Genomic DNA, 17518 nt, shown 5'->3' on the forward strand with positions numbered 1-17518 from the left:
GGTTCGCAAGCGCTCGAAGGGGAGCACCATGGCCACCAAGCCCCCGACCGGTGACCCGGTCCAGGACGCGCCGCAGGTCGAAGCGGTCCAGCACGCCGCCGCGGGGCTGCCCGCCGTCGCCCACAGCCTGCGCGTCGCCCAGCAGCAGATGGGGGTGCGCCGCACCGCGCAGACCCTCCTCAAGGTGAACCAGAAGGACGGCTTCGACTGCCCCGGCTGCGCCTGGCCCGAGGGCGACAAGCGGCACACCGCCGAGTTCTGCGAGAACGGTGCCAAGGCCGTCGCCGAGGAGGCGACCCTGCGCCGCGTCACCCCCGACTTCTTCGCCGCGCACCCCGTCGCCGACCTGGCCACCCGCAGCGGCTACTGGCTCGGCCAGCAGGGCCGCATCACGCAACCCATGTACCTGCCCGCGGGCGCCGACCGGTACGAGGCCGTGACCTGGGAGCGCGCCTTCCGGATCCTCGCCGAGGAACTCACCGCGCTCGGCTCCCCCGACGAGGCCCTCTTCTACACCTCGGGCCGCACCAGCAACGAAGCGGCGTTCCTGCTCCAGCTCTTCGCCCGCGAGTTCGGCACCAACAACCTGCCGGACTGCTCCAACATGTGCCACGAGTCGTCCGGATCCGCACTCACCGAGACCATCGGCATCGGCAAGGGCAGCGTCAGCCTGGAGGACCTCCACCACGCCGACCTGATCATCGTCGCCGGGCAGAACCCGGGCACCAACCACCCCCGGATGCTCTCCGCCCTCGAAGAGGCCAAAGCCGCCGGAGCGAAGATCATCTCGGTGAACCCGCTGCCCGAGGCCGGCATGGAGCGGTTCAAGAACCCGCAGACCGCCCGCGGCATGATCAGGGGCGCCGCCCTCAACGACCTCTTCCTGCAGATCCGCATCGGCGGCGACCAGGCCCTCTTCCGCCTGCTCAACAAGCTGATCCTCGACACCGAGGGCGCCGTCGACACCGACTTCGTCGCCCGGCACACCCACGGATACGAGGACTTCGCCGAAGCGGCCCGCGCCGCCGAGTGGGCGCAGACACTCACCGCCACCGGCCTGGACCGCGCCGACATCGAAGAAGCGCTCGCCATGGTCCTCGCCTCCCAGCGGACCATCGTCTGCTGGGCCATGGGCCTCACCCAGCACAAGCACTCCGTGCCGACCATCCGCGAAGTCGTCAACTTCCTCCTGCTGCGCGGCAACATCGGCAGGCCCGGCGCCGGCGTCTGCCCCGTGCGCGGCCACTCCAACGTCCAGGGCGACCGCACCATGGGCATCTTCGAACGGCCCTCCGCCGCCTTCCTGGACGCCCTGGACAGGGAATTCGCCATCACCTCGCCGCGCCACCACGGCTACGACGTCGTACGGTCCATCCAGGCGCTGCGCGACGGCGAGGCCAAGGTCTTCTTCGCCATGGGCGGCAACTTCGTCGCCGCCACACCCGACACCACCGTCACCGAAGCGGCTATGCGCCGCGCACGGCTCACCGTGCACGTGTCGACCAAGCTCAACCGCTCCCACGCCGTGACCGGCACCCGCGCCCTGATCCTGCCCACCCTGGGCCGCACCGACAAGGACGTCCAGGCCGGGCAGAAGCAGTTCGTCACCGTCGAGGACTCCATGGGCCTGGTCCACTCCTCCCGCGGCAACCTCACGCCCGCGAGCCCCCACCTGCTCTCCGAGCCGGCGATCGTCGCCCGCCTGGCCCGCGCCGTCCTCGGCCCCGCCTCCACGACACCGTGGGAGGAGTTCGAGAAGGACTACGGGACGATCCGGGACCGCATCTCACGCGTCGTACCCGGCTTCGAGGACTTCAACGCCCGCGTCGCCCGCCCGGGCGGCTTCGCGCTCCCCCACGCCCCCCGCGACGAACGGCGCTTCCCCACCGCCACCGGCAAGGCCAACTTCACCGCCGCACCCGTCGAGTACCCCGAGCTCCCCGAAGGCAGGCTGCTGCTGCAGACCCTGCGCTCCCACGACCAGTACAACACCACGATCTACGGCCTCGACGACCGCTACCGCGGCATCAAGGGCGGCAGGCGCATCGTGATGGTCAACCCCGAGGACGCCCGCGCCCTGGGGCTCGCCGACGGCTCGTACACCGACCTGGTCAGCGAGTGGAAGGACGGCGCCGAGCGCCGCGCACCGGGCTTCCGCGTCGTCCACTACCCGACCGCGCGCGGGTGCGCCGCCGCGTACTACCCCGAGACCAACGTGCTCGTCCCGCTCGACGCCACCGCCGACACCAGCAACACCCCGGCCAGCAAGTCCGTCGTCATCCGTTTCGAGAAGGCCTGAGAATCCTGGACCCACCAGCGGCTAAGCGTTCGCTCAGCCGTCTGGTAAGAACAGTGCACACAGCAACGAACGACCGCAGACGAACGGAGCCGGACCCCATGGGCGAGCACATCGCACCCACGTTCCCCCAGGAGATCATCGACGAGTACGCCGCACTCGGCGTCGACCTCCCCGCCCTCTTCTCCGCCGGACACCTCGGCGAGCGCATGGGCGTGCAGATCGTCGAGGCCTCCGCCGAGCGCGTCGTGGGCACCATGCCCGTGGAAGGCAACACCCAGCCCTACGGACTGCTCCACGGCGGCGCCTCCGCCGTCCTCGCCGAGACACTCGGCTCCATCGGCACCATGCTCCACGGCGGCGCCACCAAGATCGCCGTCGGCGTCGACCTGAACTGCACCCACCACCGCGGGGTGCGGAACGGCCTCGTCACGGGCGTCGCCACCCCCGTACACCGCGGCCGGTCCACCGCCACGTACGAGATCGTCATCACCGACGAGCAGGACAAGCGCGTCTGCACGGCCCGCCTCACCTGCCTGCTCCGCGACGTCCCCCCGCCCGCCGCCGGCTGAACCGATCGCCACAACACCCCTGCCCGGTCCGGAAATCGCACCGCATTCCGGACCGGGCAGACCCATATCCGGAGCAGGGCTGAGACGTTGACCACCACGCTCGGTCAACACCCTTGACCACGGCACACGTTCCATGAGCCACTTCAGCAGCCACAGCGGTCACCGCAGCGAATCGAACACATCACCCAGATGTAACACTGCGTAACAGGTGTGCAATACACGAAAAATAGCGCGCGCCGCGTCCCCGGTCCGGAGGGACAGCCTCGCCGCGCCCCTTGCGCCCCGATTCGTGCGACAGCACCAAGATCGCCTCAAGCGCCTTAGCAGAGCTGCGCGTTCTCAGCATGCGGTCACTTCGCAAGCCGTAAATGTCCACACTGCTCCCACCAACCCTTCCCCATGGCATAACAAGACAGTCACATCATCAGCGGACCTGTCCCGCACCCCCTCGGCTGCCCATAGAGTCACGGCCAGTCACCGCGCCGCCGGGCGCCACTGCTGCACAGCCTTTTAAACCACCAGTACGGCCCGGCGATCGTCACGGCACCTCAGCAGAGGAGGCCGCGCCAGGGAAAGGACCTTTCGTGCGACACCGTTCCTCGCTCATCCTCACCGCAGTGCTCACCACAGGAGCACTCACCCTCACCGCCTGCGGGTCGCGCGACGACAGTGGCAAGAACGACGACAGCGGCAAGAAGACCACCGTCGTCATCGGCGTCGACGCCCCGCTGACCGGCTCTCTCTCCGCACTCGGCCAGGGCATCAAGAACTCCGTTGACCTCGCCGCCAAGACGGCGAACAAGAACAACGAAGTCCCGGGCATCGAGTTCAAGATCGAAGCCCTCGACGACCAGGCCGTCCCCGCCTCCGGCAAGGCCAACGCAGCCAAGCTCGTCGGCATGAAGGACGTCATCGGAGCCGTCGGCCCGCTGAACTCCGGCGTCGCCCAGTCGATGCAGGGCGACTTCGAGAAGGCCAACCTCGTCCAGGTCTCCCCGGCCAACACCAACCCGGCACTCAGCCAGGGTGACAACTGGGGCAAGGGCGACTTCAAGCGTCCCTTCGCGACGTACTTCCGCACCTGCGCCACCGACGTCGTCCAGGGCAAGTTCGCCGCCCAGTACCTGTACAACGACGCCAAGAAGAAGAAGGTCTACGTCGTCGACGACAAGCAGACCTACGGCGCCGGCCTCGCCGCCATCTTCTCCGCGGAGTTCGAGCGCCTCGGCGGCAAGGTCGTCGGCACCGACCACGTCACGGTGAAGGAGACCGACTTCTCCAGCACCGCCGACAAGGTCAAGGGATCCGGCGCCGACTCCGTCTACTTCGGCGGCCAGTACCCCGAGGGCGGCCTGCTCTCCGACCAGATCAAGAAGACCGGCGCGAAGATCCCCACCATGGGTGGAGACGGCATCTACGACCCGGCCTTCATCAGCGCCTCCGGTGAGGCCAACGAGACCGACCTCGCCACCTCCATCGGCTACCCGGTCGAGGCCCTCCCGACCGCCAAGAAGTTCATCGCGGACTACGCGGCCGAGAAGTACAAGGACCCGTACGCGGCTTACGGCGGCTACTCGTACGACGCCGGCTGGGCCATCATCCAGGCCGTCAAGGCCGTCGTCGCCGCGAACGACGGCAAGCTCCCCGAGGACGCCCGCGCCAAGGTCGTCGAGGCCATGGCCAAGGTCTCCTTCGACGGCGTGACCGGCAAGGTCGCCTTCGACGAGTTCGGTGACACCACGAACAAGCAGCTCACCGTCTACGAGGTCCAGAAGGGTGCCTGGAAGGACGTCAAGAGCGCCACGTTCGAGGACTGACCCACCGCTCAACCCCCGTCCCACCTGCTCGTAGCCGCGCGAGGGCGAAAACAGCGCCCTCGCGCGGCGTCATATCCGACAAGCTCATCGGAGGCCCTGCGGTGAACGAACTGCCGCAACAGCTGGCCAACGGTCTCGCACTCGGCGCGCTCTATGGCCTCATAGCCATCGGGTACACCATGGTGTACGGGATCGTCCAGCTCATCAATTTCGCCCACGGCGAGATTTTCATGATCGGGGGCTTCGGCGCCCTCACCACCTACATGGCGCTCCCCAGCGGAACGTCCCTACTGGTGGCCATACCCCTCATGATCGTCGGCGGCGCAATCGCCTCCGTCGCCATAGCCACAGCCGCGGAACGCTTCGCCTACCGACCACTGCGCGGCGCCCCCCGGCTCGCCCCGCTCATCACCGCGATCGGCCTCTCGATCGTCCTCCAGCAGCTCGTCTGGGGCTTCTACCCCGACGCGAAGAAGCCCCTCAGCTTCCCCGAGTTCCACGGCGGCTCCTTCCAGCTGTTCGACAACCTGTACATCCAGCGCGCCGATGCCTTCATCCTCGTGCTCGCCCCCATGTGCATGCTCGCCCTCGGCATGTTCGTCTCCAAGAGCCGCAGCGGCCGCGCCATGCAGGCCACCGCACAGGACCCCGACACGGCCAAGCTCATGGGCATCAACACCGACCGCATCATCGTGATGGCCTTCGCCATCGGTGCCGCGTTCGCAGCCGTCGCAGCCGTCGCCTACGGAGTCGACAAGGGCCAGATCGGCTGGGAGATGGGCTTCCTCCTCGGACTCAAGGCCTTCACCGCCGCAGTCCTCGGCGGCATCGGCAACATCTACGGAGCCATGGTCGGAGGAGTCGTCCTCGGTCTCGCCGAGGCCCTCTCGATCGCCTACATCGAAGAGATCCCCGGCATGCAGCAGCTCGGCGGCGGCGCCTGGGCCAACGTCTGGGCATTCGTACTTCTCATCGTCGTCCTCCTCGTCAGGCCACAAGGCCTGCTCGGCGAGCGCGTCGCGGATCGGGCGTGAGTGCCATGACAACCGAAACCACCGACATCACCGCCGCCGCACCGGCCGACACCGGCTCCCGGACGGCAGGCCTGCGCCGCCTCACCGCCCTCGGCGGCATCGCGACCATCGCCAGCACGTTCATGTCCTGGACCTACACCGACGAGTTCCCCGGCGACCTCACCGTCTACGGCTACCCCGGCGGCCTCCAGGTCCTCACCCTCGTCGCAGGCGCCCTCGTACTCCTGTACGCACTCGCCGCCCTCGACATCCGGGGCTTCCGCTGGCTCGCCCCGACCGGCACCACCAAGGCCCTCCAGTTCCTGGCCCTCGGCGCCGTCGCCACCACCTGGTTCACCGTCATCGCCATCGCCGTCGAACTCGGTGGCGTGGTCAACCTGGAACCCGGCGGCTACGTCGCAGCGGTGGCCTCCCTCATCCCCCTCGTCGCATTCCGTCTGCCCGACGACACCCGCAAGGCCACGCGCCCCAAGGACCTCCCCTCCTGGGCCGAGATCCTCATCATCGTCGCCGCCTTCGGAACCGGCCTCTTCGTCGTCACCTACGGCATCGACACCGAGTACGCCGAGCTCTTCACCGGCTACATGATCACCGCAGGCTTCGCCGTCGGCGCGCTGTTCAAGTCCGGCATCATGGCCCGGCTCTCCGCACTCACCACCAAGTACCGCCCCATCGCCGTGGCCGCCGCCTTCGTGGCCGCCGCAGCATTCCCCTTCACCCAGAGCACCGACCAGTTCACCCTCATCGCGGTCAACATCCTCATCTTCGCGACCGTCGCACTCGGGCTGAACATCGTCGTCGGCCTCGCCGGACTCCTCGACCTCGGATACGTCGCGTTCCTCGGCGTCGGCGCCTACACCGCCGCACTCGTCTCCGGAACCACCGCCTCCGCCTTCGACGTCCACTTCCCCTTCTGGGCAGCGGTCCTCACCGGAGCAGCCGTCTCCCTGATCTTCGGTGTCGTCATCGGAGCGCCCACACTGCGCCTCCGCGGCGACTACCTCGCCATCGTCACCCTCGGCTTCGGCGAGATCTTCCGCATCACCGTCGGCAACCTCGACGGCGTATCCGGACCCCAGATCACCAACGGCCCCAACGGCGTGCCCAACGTCCCCGACCTCGTCTTCTTCGGATACGACTTCGGCGACTCCCACACCATCCTGGGCTTCGAACTCGGCGGATACGCCAACTACTACCTGCTCATGCTGCTCGCGATGATCCTCGTGGTCCTCGTCTTCAGCCGCGCAGGCAGCTCCCGCATCGGCCGCGCCTGGGTCGCCATCCGCGAGGACGAGACCGCCGCCACCGCCATGGGCATCAACGGCTTCCGCGTCAAGCTCATCGCCTTCGCCCTCGGCGCCACCCTCGCCGGCCTCGCCGGCACCGTCCAGGCACACGTACAGAGCACCGTCGTCCCGGAGATGTACGTCTTCGCCGGCCCCGTGCCGCCCAACTCCGCCTTCCTCCTCGCCGCAGTCATCCTCGGCGGCATGGGAACGATCAGCGGACCCCTGATCGGCGCCACGCTCCTGTACATGATCCCGGCGAAGCTGCAGTTCCTCCAGGACTACCAGCTCCTCGGCTTCGGCCTCGCGCTCATCCTGCTGATGCGCTTCCGCCCGGAAGGCCTCATCGCCAACCGGCGGGCCCAGCTCGAATACCACGAGACCGGCCAACTCGACACGCCCGAAGGCACCTTGCCCGAATCCGGCGTCGGCACCGTGAAGGCGGGGGCGTGAACGACATGACGACCACCACCGCAACCACCACGCCCGTGCTGGACGCCAGCGGCGTCACCATGCGCTTCGGCGGCCTCACCGCCGTACGCAACGTCGACCTCACCGTCAACGCGGGCGAGATCGTGGGCCTCATCGGCCCCAACGGTGCCGGCAAGACCACCTTCTTCAACTGCCTCACCGGCCTCTACATCCCCACCGAGGGCAAGGTCAGCTACAAGGGCACCGTCCTGCCGCCCAAGCCCCACCTCGTCACCCAGGCCGGCATCGCCCGCACCTTCCAGAACATCCGGCTCTTCGCCAACATGACCGTCCTGGAGAACGTCCTCGTCGGACGCCACACCAGGACCAAGGAAGGCCTCTGGTCCGCCCTCGTGCGCGGCCCCGGATTCAAGAGGGCCGAAGCCGCCTCCCACGCACGCGCCATGGAACTCCTCGAGTTCATCGGCCTGCAGGACAAGGCCGACCACCTCGCACGCAACCTCCCCTACGGAGACCAGCGCAAGCTGGAAATCGCGCGCGCCCTCGCCAGCGACCCCGGCCTCCTCCTCCTGGACGAGCCCACCGCCGGCATGAACCCGCAGGAAACCCGCGTCACCGAAGAGCTCATCTTCGCCATCCGGGACATGGGCATCGCCGTACTCGTCATCGAGCACGACATGCGCTTCATCTTCAACCTCTGCGACCGCGTCGCCTGTCTCGTCCAGGGCGAAAAGCTCGTCGAGGGCACGCCCTCCGTCGTCCAGAGCGACGAACGAGTCGTCGCCGCCTACCTCGGCACGCCCTTCGAGGCGGACACCCCCGAGAAGGCCGAAACCCCCGCACAGGCACCCGAGCCGGAGCCGGCCCCCGAAGCCGACACCACGCCCGAGGCCCAGGAGGCAGAAGCCGAGGAAGCCCCGGCCGAGGCGGCAACGCCCGGATCCGAAGCCCTCAAGGCGGGCAAGACGGAGCGCACCACCAGCACAGAAGGGGAAGACCAGTGACCGCACTGCTCGAGGTCGAGGACCTCAGGGTCGCCTACGGCAAGATCGAAGCCGTCAAGGGAATCTCCTTCAGCGTCGAAGCCGGCCAGGTCGTCACCCTCATCGGCACCAACGGCGCCGGTAAGACCACCACCCTGCGCACCCTCTCCGGCCTCCTCAAGCCCTCCGGCGGCCGGATCCTCTTCGACGGGAAGCCCCTCACCGGCATCCCGGCACACAAGATCGTGTCACTCGGCCTCGCCCACTCCCCCGAGGGCCGACACATCTTCCCCCGCCTCACCATCGCGGAGAACCTCCAGCTCGGCGCCTTCCTCCGCACGGACAAAGCAGGCATCGAGAAGGACATCCAGCGCGCCTACGACCTCTTCCCCATCCTCGGGGAACGCCGCAAGCAGGCAGCAGGAACCCTCTCCGGCGGCGAGCAGCAGATGCTCGCCATGGGACGCGCACTCATGTCCCAGCCCAAGCTGCTCATGCTCGACGAGCCCTCCATGGGACTCTCGCCGATCATGATGCAGAAGATCATGGAGACCATCGTCGAGCTCAAGGCGGCAGGCACCACGATCCTGCTCGTCGAGCAGAACGCCCAGGCGGCCCTCTCCCTCGCGGACCAGGGCCACGTCATGGAGGTCGGCAAGGTCGTGCTCTCGGGCACCGGCGCGGACCTCCTCCACGACGAGTCGGTCCGCAAGGCCTACCTCGGCGAGGACTGACACCCTCCGCTCCCGTACACGAAGGAGGCCCGCACCCCGATCGATCCGGGGTGCGGGCCTCCTTCGTATGTCCGTACGGGCCTACTCGGCCGCCTTCTTCTTCTCCTCGGCGTCCTCGATCAGCGCCTCGGCGAGCTGCTGCATGGAAAGCCGGCGGTCCATCGACGTCTTCTGGATCCACCGGAACGCGGCGGGCTCGGAGAGGCCGTAGTCCGTCTGCAGAATGCTCTTCGCCCGGTCCACCAGCTTCCGGGTCTCCAGCCGCTGCGAGAGGTCGGCGACCTCGTTCTCCAGGGCCTTCAGCTCCGAGAAACGGGACACGGCCATCTCGATGGCCGGCACGACGTCGCTCTTGCTGAACGGCTTCACCAGGTACGCCATCGCACCGGCGTCCCTGGCCCGCTCGACGAGGTCGCGCTGCGAGAACGCGGTGAGCATCAGCACGGGGGCGATGGACTCCTCCGTGATCTTCTCGGCAGCGGAGATCCCGTCCAGTACGGGCATCTTCACGTCGAGGATCACCAGGTCCGGCTTGTGCTCCCGGGCGAGCTCGATGGCCTGCTGGCCGTCGCCGGCCTCACCGACGACCGAGTAGCCCTCCTCCTCCAGCATCTCCTTGAGGTCGAGACGGATGAGCGCCTCGTCCTCGGCGATGACGACACGGGTCGTCAGCGGCGGGACGTGCGACTTGTCGTCGTCGGCGGCGTCTACGGGCTGGGGCGACTCGGGGGTGGTCACGGGGCTCCTCGGTATGGGGCAGATACTGCTCCCACGAGCCTACCTACCTGCTGCGCCCGTTGGTCACCAGGTACACTTCTGACCGGCTACCAAGCCGGGTTGGCGCAACTGGCTGACGCGGAGGTCTCAAACACCTCTGTCCGAAAGGACATGTGGGTTCGAATCCCATACCCGGCACAACAGTCAAAGCGGATGTTCACGTTCTCGTGAACATCCGCTTTGCATTACACAAGGCGACTCGCAGTAACTCATGGTGGTCATATGAACTTCCATGGATCTGAAGTCCGGCTCAGGGCAGTCACAATGCTCCGGAACGGTGCCAGGAATGCCGATGTGGCCCGCAAGCTCAACATCCCCGCAGGCACCATCAGCTACTGGAAACACATGGACCGCACCAAACGCGGCGAGTGCCCCGGCTCACATGATCCCAAGTGCCCGCGCTGCGATCGCCGTGCACTGGACGAGCCCGCCTACGCGTACCTGCTGGGTCTCTACCTGGGCGACGGCCACGTCAGCCACTACTCCGGCCACCGGGTCCCGAATCTCATGATCACGTGCGGCAACGTCTGGCCCGGTCTCATGGACGCCGCCGAGCGGGCACTGCGCGATGTCTTTCCCGACAACAAGGTGTGCCGGGTGCGCAAGATTGGGTGCCAGAACGTCAAGGTCTATTCCAAGCACCTTGAATGCCTCTTCCCTCAGCACGGCCCGGGCAGGAAGCACGAACGCCCGATCATCCTCGAACCCTGGCAGCAGGAAATCGTCGACGCGCACCCCTGGGACTTCATCCGCGGCCTCATCCACTCCGACGGCTGCCGGAACATGAACTGGACGACCCGGATGGTCGGCGGCGTACGGAAGCGGTACGAGTATCCGCGGTACTGGTTCACCAACGTCTCGGACGACATCCGGACGCTCTACACGGACACTCTCGACAAGCTCGGCATCGAGTGGACGCACTGCACCCGCGCGGGCAAGAAGTACAACATCTCCGTCGCCCGACGGGCATCCGTCGCGCTCATGGATGCTCACGTCGGGCCGAAATACTGAGCCGAGCGCGCCCCTACTTCGGGCTGTCGTCCTCGCCGATGTGGTGCACCCGCACCAGGTTCGTCGAGCCCGCGACTCCGGGCGGGGAGCCGGCCGTGATCACGACGACGTCCCCCTTCTGGCACCGCCCGATCCTCAGCAGCTCCTCGTCCACCTGCGCCACCATCGCGTCCGTCGAGTCCACGTGCGGCCCGAGGAACGTCTCCACGCCCCACGTGAGGTTCAGCTGGGCACGGGTGGCCTCGTCCGGGGTGAAGGCCAGGAGCGGGATCGGGGAGCGGTAGCGGGAGAGCCGCTTGACCGTGTCGCCGCTCTGGGTGAAGGCGACCAGGAATTTGGCGCCGAGGAAGTCGCCCATCTCGGCCGCCGCGCGGGCGACCGCGCCGCCCTGGGTGCGGGGCTTGTTGCGGTCGGTGAGGGGCGGGAGGCCCTTGGCGAGGATGTCCTCCTCGGCCGCTTCGACGATGCGGGCCATCGTGCGGACGGTTTCGATCGGGTACTTGCCGACGCTGGTCTCGCCGGAGAGCATCACCGCGTCCGTGCCGTCGATGACGGCGTTGGCGACGTCGGAGGCTTCGGCGCGGGTGGGGCGTGAGTTGTCGATCATCGAGTCGAGCATCTGGGTGGCGACGATGACCGGCTTGGCGTTGCGCTTGGCGAGTTTGATGGCTCGCTTCTGGACGATCGGGACCTGTTCCAGGGGCATTTCGACGCCGAGGTCTCCGCGGGCGACCATGATGCCGTCGAAGGCGGCGACGATGTCGTCGATGTTGTCGACGGCTTGGGGCTTTTCGACCTTGGCGATGACGGGGAGGCGGCGGTCCTCCTCGTCCATGATGCGGTGGACGTCGTCGATGTCGCGTCCGCTGCGTACGAAGGAGAGGGCGATGATGTCCGCGCCGGTGCGCAGGGCCCAGCGGAGGTCGTCGATGTCTTTTTCGGAGAGTGCGGGGACGGAGACGGCGACGCCGGGGAGGTTGAGTCCTTTGTGGTCGGAGACCATGCCGCCTTCGATGACGGTGGTGTGGACGCGTGGTCCGTCGACCTGGGTGACTTCGAGGGTGACGCGGCCGTCGTCGACGAGGATGCGTTCGCCTGTGGTGACGTCGGCGGCGAGGCCGTCGTAGGTGGTTCCGCAGGTGTGGCGGTCGCCTTCGACGGTTTCGACGGTGATGGTGAAGTCGTCGCCGCGTTCAAGGAGTACGGGGCCTTCGGTGAAGCGTCCGAGGCGGATCTTCGGGCCTTGAAGGTCGGCGAGGATTCCGACGCTGCGTCCGGTCTCTTCGGATGCTTTGCGTACGTGGTGGTATCGCTGTTCGTGTTCGGTGTAGGTGCCGTGGCTGAGGTTGAGGCGGGCGATGTCCATTCCCGCTTCGACGAGTGCCTTGATCTGCTCGTATGTGTTGGTTGCGGGTCCCAGGGTACAAACGATTTTCGCTCGGCGCATGGTTCGAGCCTAGACCTTACCTATGGGTAGGTATTTATCTCTGCATGACTCCCCAACAACCTTTGGGTGAAAGCTTATTGACAAGTGTTGAATTGTGCAGCGGGTCGCTCTGATGAGCGTGCGGCGGGTGCGGTGTCGGGGGTGCGGGCGGGTCCGTGCGGGTGGGTGCGCCCCGTGGTCATCAGATCGAAACCTGCGTGGGGTGTTGCGGGGCGGGGTGGCTGAGCCAGAATCTACGCGCGTTGTTCAATTGAACGAGGAGTCAGGAATGCCGTTGAACCGTAGGAACTTTCTGGGCCGGTCGGCCGCCGCGGGTGCGGGTGTGGCGCTGGCGGGCGGGGCCGTTGCCGGTCCTGCCGGGGCTGCGGAGTCGAAGGGGCACGGGCACGGCCGCCCGGCCAAGCGGTACTCGTTCACCGTGATGGGGACGACGGACCTGCACGGCAACGTCTTCAACTGGGACTACTTCACGGACAAGGAGTTCGACGACAAGGCGCACAACGATGTGGGCCTGGCGAAGATCTCGACGTTGGTGGAGCAGATCCGCGAGGAGCGCGGGTGCGGGAACACGCTGTTGATCGATGCGGGTGACACGATCCAGGGCACCCAGCTGTCGTACTACTACGCGAAGATCGATCCGATCACTGCGCAGCGTGGTCCGGTGCATCCGATGGCCCAGGCGATGAACAAGATCGGGTACGACGCGGCTGCGCTCGGGAACCATGAGTTCAATTACGGCATTCCGGTGCTGCGGAAGTTCGAGGAGCAGTGTGATTTCCCGCTGCTGGGTGCGAACGCGCTGGATGCGAAGACGTTGCGGCCGGCGTTCGCCCCGTATGTGATCAAGCGTTTGCGTACGCCGCACGGGCCGGATGTGCGGGTGGCGGTGCTGGGGTTGACGAATCCTGGTATCGCGATCTGGGACAAGGCGAATGTGGGCGGGAAGATGGTGTTCCCGGGGCTTGAGGAGCAGGCGGCGAAGTGGGTGCCGAAGCTTCGTTCGATGGGTGCGGATGTGGTGATCGTTTCGGCGCATTCGGGTTCGTCGGGTACGTCGTCGTACGGGGATCAGCTGCCGTACGTGGAGAACGCGGCGGGTCTGGTGGCGGAGCAGGTTCCGGGTATTGACGCGATTCTGGTGGGTCATGCGCACTCGGAGATTCCTGAGTACTTCGTGACGAACAAGGAGACGGGTAAGCAGGTCGTTCTTTCGGAGCCGTTGAAGTGGGGGCAGCGGTTGACGTTGTTCGACTTCGACCTGGTGTGGGAGAAGGGCCGCTGGGCGGTGGAGAAGGTCGGCGCCGAGGTGCTGAACTCGAACACGGTGGCGGAGGACCCGCGGATCACGTCGTTGCTCGGGGATGAGCACACGAAGGTGGTGGCCTATGTGAATCAGGTCATCGGTTCGTCGGTGGTGGCGATGACGACGGTGGAGGCTCCGTGGAAGGACGAGCCGATCATCGATCTGATCAACCAGGTGCAGGCGGACACGGTGAAGGCGGCGTTGGCTTCCGGCGCGTATGCGGCGTTGCCGGTGCTGTCGCAGGCGTCGTGCTTCTCGCGTACGGCGGGGATACCGGCCGGTCAGGTGACGATCAGGGATGCGGCGGGGCTGTATCCGTTCGAGAACACGCTTGAGGCGCGTCTGGTGACGGGTGCGCAGCTCAAGGATTATCTGGAGTATTCGGCGCGGTATTACGTGCAGACGGCGGCGGGTGGTCCGGTGGACACGTCGAAGCTGACGAATGCGGGCGGTACACCGGATTACAACTATGACGCGGTGTCGGGGGTGTCGTACGACATCGACATCGCGAAGCCTGCGGGTTCGCGGATTGTGGGGTTGTCGTTCGAGGGGCAGGCGGTTGATCCGGCTGCGCAGTTCGTGCTGGCGGTGAACAACTACCGGGCGAGCGGTGGGGGTAATTTCCCGCATGTGCCGGGTGCGAAGCAGCTGTGGGCGAATTCGGACGAGATCCGGAACACGATCATCGGGTGGGTGCAGGCGAAGGGTTCGGTGGATCCGGCGGAGTTCGCTTCGGTGGGCTGGCGTCTGACGCGGGACGGTGTGCCGGTGTTCTGACCGGGTTGTTCCGGCCCGGTGTTCTGACCGGGTGGTTCCGGCCCGGTGTCTGACCGGGTGGTTCTGACCCGTTGTTTCTGCGGGTGGGTGTGGGGCGGCCGTTCTCCTTCGGGAGGGCGGCCGCCTTCGTGTGTCCGGGGGCGGCCGGGTTCGGGCGGTTGCGGGGGTCAGTGGCCCTGTGCGAGGGGGGTGAGGGCGGGGCCCTGTTGGGGGATCTTGGGTGCGGGGTGGGGGGTGAGGCCGAAGGTGGTGAAGGCGGTGCGGTGCGGGAGGGGGTAGGGGGTGGTGCCTGTGAGGTCGTTGAGGATCGTGGCGCTGCGCCAGGCGGCGAGTCCGAGGTCGGGGGCGCCGACTCCGTGGGTGTGGCGTTCGGCGTTCTGTACGTAGATGTGGCCGGCGATGGCGGGGTCGAGGCCGAGGCGGTAGGTGTCGTCGATGTGGGGGCGTTGGGAGGCGTCGCGGTGGATGTGGGGGGTGAGGCCGGTGAGGAGGGTGTCGAGGGGGCGTTCGCGGTAGCCGGTGGCGAGGACGACGGCGTCGGTGGTGAGCCTGGTGCGGGTGTGTTGCTGGGTGTGTTCGAGGTGGAGTTCGATGCGGGTGCCGGAGAGTCGGCCGGCGGTGCGTACGTGGACGCCGGGGGTGAGGGTGGCGTCGGGCCAGCCGCCGTGGAGGGTGCGCCGGTAGAGCTCGTCGTGGATGGCGGTGATGGTGTCGGTGTCGATGCCTTTGTGGAGTTGCCACTGGCTGGGGACGAGTGTGTCGCGTACGGCTTCGGGGAGTGCGTGGAAGTAGCGGGTGTAGTCGGGGGTGAAGTGTTCGAGGCCGAGTTTTGAGTACTCCATGGGGGCGAAGGCCTGGGTGCGGGCGAGCCAGTGGAGTTTTTCGGCTCCTCGGGGGCGGGCGCGGAGGAGGTCGAGGAAGATTTCGGCGCCGGACTGGCCGGATCCGATGACGGTGACGTGCTCGGCGTCGAGGAGTTTCTGCCGGTGGTGGAGGTAGTCGGCGGAGTGGATGACGGGGATGTTCGGGGCTTCGGCGAGGGGGCGCAGTGGTTCGGGGACGAAGGGTTCGGTGCCGACGCCGAGGGCGATGTGGCGGGTGCGGGCGCGGCCGAGTGCTGCTGCTTCGCCGTCGTTGTCGAGGTGGGTGTAGTCGACTTCGAAGAGGGCTTGGTCGGGGTTCCAGCGGATGGCGTCGACCTGGTGGCTGAAGTGGAGTGTGGGGAGTTGTTCGCTGACCCATCGGCAGTAGGCGTCGTATTCGGTGCGTTGGATGTGGAAGCGCTCGGCGAAGTAGAAGGGGTAGAGGCGGTTCTGGGTGCGGAGGTAGTTGAGGAAGGTCCAGGGGTTGGTGGGGTCGGCGAGGGTGACGAGGTCGGCGAGGAAGGGGACTTGGAGGGTGGCGCCGTCGATGAGGAGGCCGGGGTGCCAGTGGAAGCGGGGGCGTTGTTCGTAGAAGGCGGTGGTGGGGCGGGGGTGGTCGGGGGTGGTGGGGATGGTGTGGGCGAGGGCGGCGAGGGAGAGGTTGAAGGGGCCGATGCCGATGCCGATGAGGTCGTGCGGCTGGTCGGGGGTGGGCCGGTCTGTCATCGGGGTGTGCTGCCTTCCGTGAGGCCGGTGACGGCGTGGGTGACGAGGTCGGTGAGTCGGTGGAGGTCGTCGGGGGTGGTGTGGGGGTTGAGGAGGGTGGCTTTGAGCCAGAGGCGGTTGTCGGCGTGGGCGCGGCCGAGTACGGCGTGGCCGTGGGTGAGGAGGGTGCGGCGGATGGTGGCGACGGTGGTGTCGTGGGCGTCGGTGGGGCGGAAGAGGACGGTGCTGATGGTGGGGCGGGCGTAGAGGTCGAGGTGGGGGTGTGCGGTGACGATGTCGGCGAGGTGGTGGGCGGCGGCGAGGGTGCGGTCGATGAGGTCGGCGAGTCCGTCGCGGCCGAGTGCCTGGAGGGTGACGGCGATCTTGAGGGCGTCGGGGCGTCGGGTGGTGCGCAGGGAGCGGCCGAGGAGGTCGGGGAGGCCTGCGTCGGTGTCGTCGTCGGCGTTGAGGTAGGGGGCTTGGTGGTGGAGGGCGTCGAGGTCGTGGTGGTGGGGGACGGCGAGGATGCCGGCTGATGCGGGTTGCCAGCCGAGTTTGTGCAGGTCGAGGGTGACGCTGTGGGCGCGGTGGAGGCTGTGGACGAGGTGGCGGTGGGTGGGGCTGAGGAGGAGTGGGCCGCCGTAGGCGGCGTCGATGTGGAGTTCGGCGCCGTGGGCTGTGGTGAGGTCGGCGATGGCGTCGAGGGGGTCGATCTGGCCGGTGTCGGTGGTGCCTGCGGTGGCGGTGACGAGGAGGGGGCCCTGGTGGCGGGTGAGGGCGTCGTGGAGGGCTGGGAGGTCCATGACGCCGGTGGGGGCGGGGATGACGACGGGGGCGGGGAGGCCGAGGAGCCAGGCGGCGCGGGTGATGCTGTGGTGGGCGTTGGCGGCGCAGATGGTCTGTACGGGGCCGTGGCGTTCGCGGGCGAGGAGGAGGGCGAGTTGGTTGGCTTCGGTGCCGCCGGTGGTGATGAGGGCGTCGGGGTGGGGGGTGTGGGGGTAGATCTCGGCGGCGAGTGTGCTGGTGAGGGTGGTTTCGAGGGCTGAGGCGGCGGGGGCCTGGTCCCAGGAGTCCATGGAGGGGTTGAGTGCCGATGCGGCGAGGTCGGCTGCGGCGGCGACTGCGAGGGGCGGGGTGTGCAGGTGGGCGGCGCAGTGGGGGTGTGCGGGGTCTGCGGCGCCTTCGGTGAGTGCGGTGACGAGGGTGCGCAGGGCGTGGTGGGCGCCGGTTCCGTGGTCGGGGATGAGTGGGCCGGTGGTGTGGTGGGTGTGGTGGGTGACGGTGTCGGGGCCGCCGGCGGGGAGGGGGCCGTTGCGGTGGGCGGCGCCGTCGTGGAGTGCGGTGAGCACGGTGTCGAGGAGGGGGCGCAGGTGGGTGGGGCCTGCGGTGCCTCCGGCGAGGGGTGGGAGGGGCATGGTCGGTGTGGTCCTTCGGGTGCGCGGGGGCGGACGTACCAGCTTGTCCGGGTTTTTGGGACCCCG

At 67.7% G+C, this 17518-nt stretch carries 13 protein-coding genes and 1 tRNA gene; 10 read left to right on the forward strand and 4 right to left on the reverse strand.

Annotation, left to right across the window (positions count from 1 at the left end; genetic code table 11):
- Positions 1–28: 28 nt before the first annotated feature.
- The 7 genes from OG844_RS09085 to OG844_RS09115 all read left to right on the forward strand — a co-directional run bounded on the left by OG844_RS09085 (position 29) and on the right by OG844_RS09115 (position 9154).
- A complete protein-coding gene (locus OG844_RS09085; protein WP_406389361.1) occupies positions 29–2299 on the forward strand; it encodes an FdhF/YdeP family oxidoreductase in 2271 nt (756 codons plus the stop codon).
- 98 nt (positions 2300–2397) lie between these two features.
- Positions 2398–2868 carry a PaaI family thioesterase gene (locus OG844_RS09090; protein WP_406389362.1) on the forward strand — a complete coding sequence of 157 codons (471 nt, stop codon included), beginning with the start codon at positions 2398–2400 and terminating at the stop codon, positions 2866–2868.
- A 584-nt stretch (positions 2869–3452) separates the two neighbouring features.
- Complete coding sequence (locus tag OG844_RS09095) at positions 3453–4685, forward strand: branched-chain amino acid ABC transporter substrate-binding protein (protein ID WP_406389363.1); 1233 nt, start codon at positions 3453–3455, stop codon at positions 4683–4685.
- 101 nt (positions 4686–4786) lie between these two features.
- Entirely contained in the window at positions 4787–5719 is a 933-nt protein-coding gene (locus OG844_RS09100; protein WP_406389364.1) for a branched-chain amino acid ABC transporter permease, read from the forward strand.
- Positions 5720–5724: 5 nt separating this feature from the next.
- Positions 5725–7458, forward strand: coding sequence for a branched-chain amino acid ABC transporter permease (locus OG844_RS09105; protein ID WP_406396058.1), 1734 nt, complete (start codon positions 5725–5727; stop codon positions 7456–7458).
- Positions 7459–7463: 5 nt separating this feature from the next.
- Positions 7464–8441, forward strand: coding sequence for an ABC transporter ATP-binding protein (locus OG844_RS09110; protein ID WP_406396059.1), 978 nt, complete (start codon positions 7464–7466; stop codon positions 8439–8441).
- Positions 8438–9154 carry an ABC transporter ATP-binding protein gene (locus tag OG844_RS09115; RefSeq protein ID WP_406389365.1) on the forward strand — a complete coding sequence of 239 codons (717 nt, stop codon included), beginning with the start codon at positions 8438–8440 and terminating at the stop codon, positions 9152–9154. Before OG844_RS09110 ends, OG844_RS09115 begins: the two co-directional genes overlap by 4 nt.
- Before the next feature lie 81 nt (positions 9155–9235).
- Here the strand turns inward: OG844_RS09115 and OG844_RS09120 are convergent, their stop codons facing one another.
- Positions 9236–9892: a response regulator gene (locus OG844_RS09120; protein ID WP_329212156.1), complete on the reverse strand. Its 657-nt coding sequence runs from the start codon at positions 9890–9892 to the stop codon at positions 9236–9238.
- A gap of 93 nt (positions 9893–9985) precedes the next feature.
- Here OG844_RS09120 and OG844_RS09125 point away from each other — a divergent pair.
- Both OG844_RS09125 and OG844_RS09130 read left to right on the forward strand, forming a co-directional pair.
- Positions 9986–10069: transfer RNA gene (locus tag OG844_RS09125), tRNA-Leu, on the forward strand.
- A gap of 84 nt (positions 10070–10153) precedes the next feature.
- Positions 10154–10942, forward strand: a complete 789-nt coding sequence (locus OG844_RS09130; RefSeq protein WP_406389366.1) for a helix-turn-helix domain-containing protein — start codon at positions 10154–10156, stop codon at positions 10940–10942.
- Between the two features lie 13 nt (positions 10943–10955).
- Here the strand turns inward: OG844_RS09130 and pyk are convergent, their stop codons facing one another.
- On the reverse strand, positions 10956–12389 hold the full coding sequence (gene pyk / locus OG844_RS09135; RefSeq protein ID WP_406389368.1) for a pyruvate kinase: 1434 nt from the start codon (positions 12387–12389) through the stop codon (positions 10956–10958).
- Positions 12390–12657: 268 nt separating this feature from the next.
- On the opposite strand from pyk, the gene OG844_RS09140 reads away from it, so the two are divergent.
- A complete protein-coding gene (locus OG844_RS09140; RefSeq protein WP_406389370.1) occupies positions 12658–14469 on the forward strand; it encodes a bifunctional metallophosphatase/5'-nucleotidase in 1812 nt (603 codons plus the stop codon).
- Between the two features lie 167 nt (positions 14470–14636).
- Here OG844_RS09140 and OG844_RS09145 read toward each other — a convergent pair whose 3' ends face one another.
- Together OG844_RS09145 and OG844_RS09150 are read right to left on the reverse strand one after the other, a co-directional pair.
- Positions 14637–16058: a lysine N(6)-hydroxylase/L-ornithine N(5)-oxygenase family protein gene (locus OG844_RS09145; RefSeq protein ID WP_406389371.1), complete on the reverse strand. Its 1422-nt coding sequence runs from the start codon at positions 16056–16058 to the stop codon at positions 14637–14639.
- Entirely contained in the window at positions 16055–17452 is a 1398-nt protein-coding gene (locus OG844_RS09150; RefSeq protein ID WP_406389372.1) for a pyridoxal phosphate-dependent decarboxylase family protein, read from the reverse strand. Before OG844_RS09150 ends, OG844_RS09145 begins: the two co-directional genes overlap by 4 nt.
- Between the last annotated feature and the right edge of the window lie 66 nt (positions 17453–17518).

The organism is Streptomyces sp. NBC_00887 (assembly GCF_045207585.1).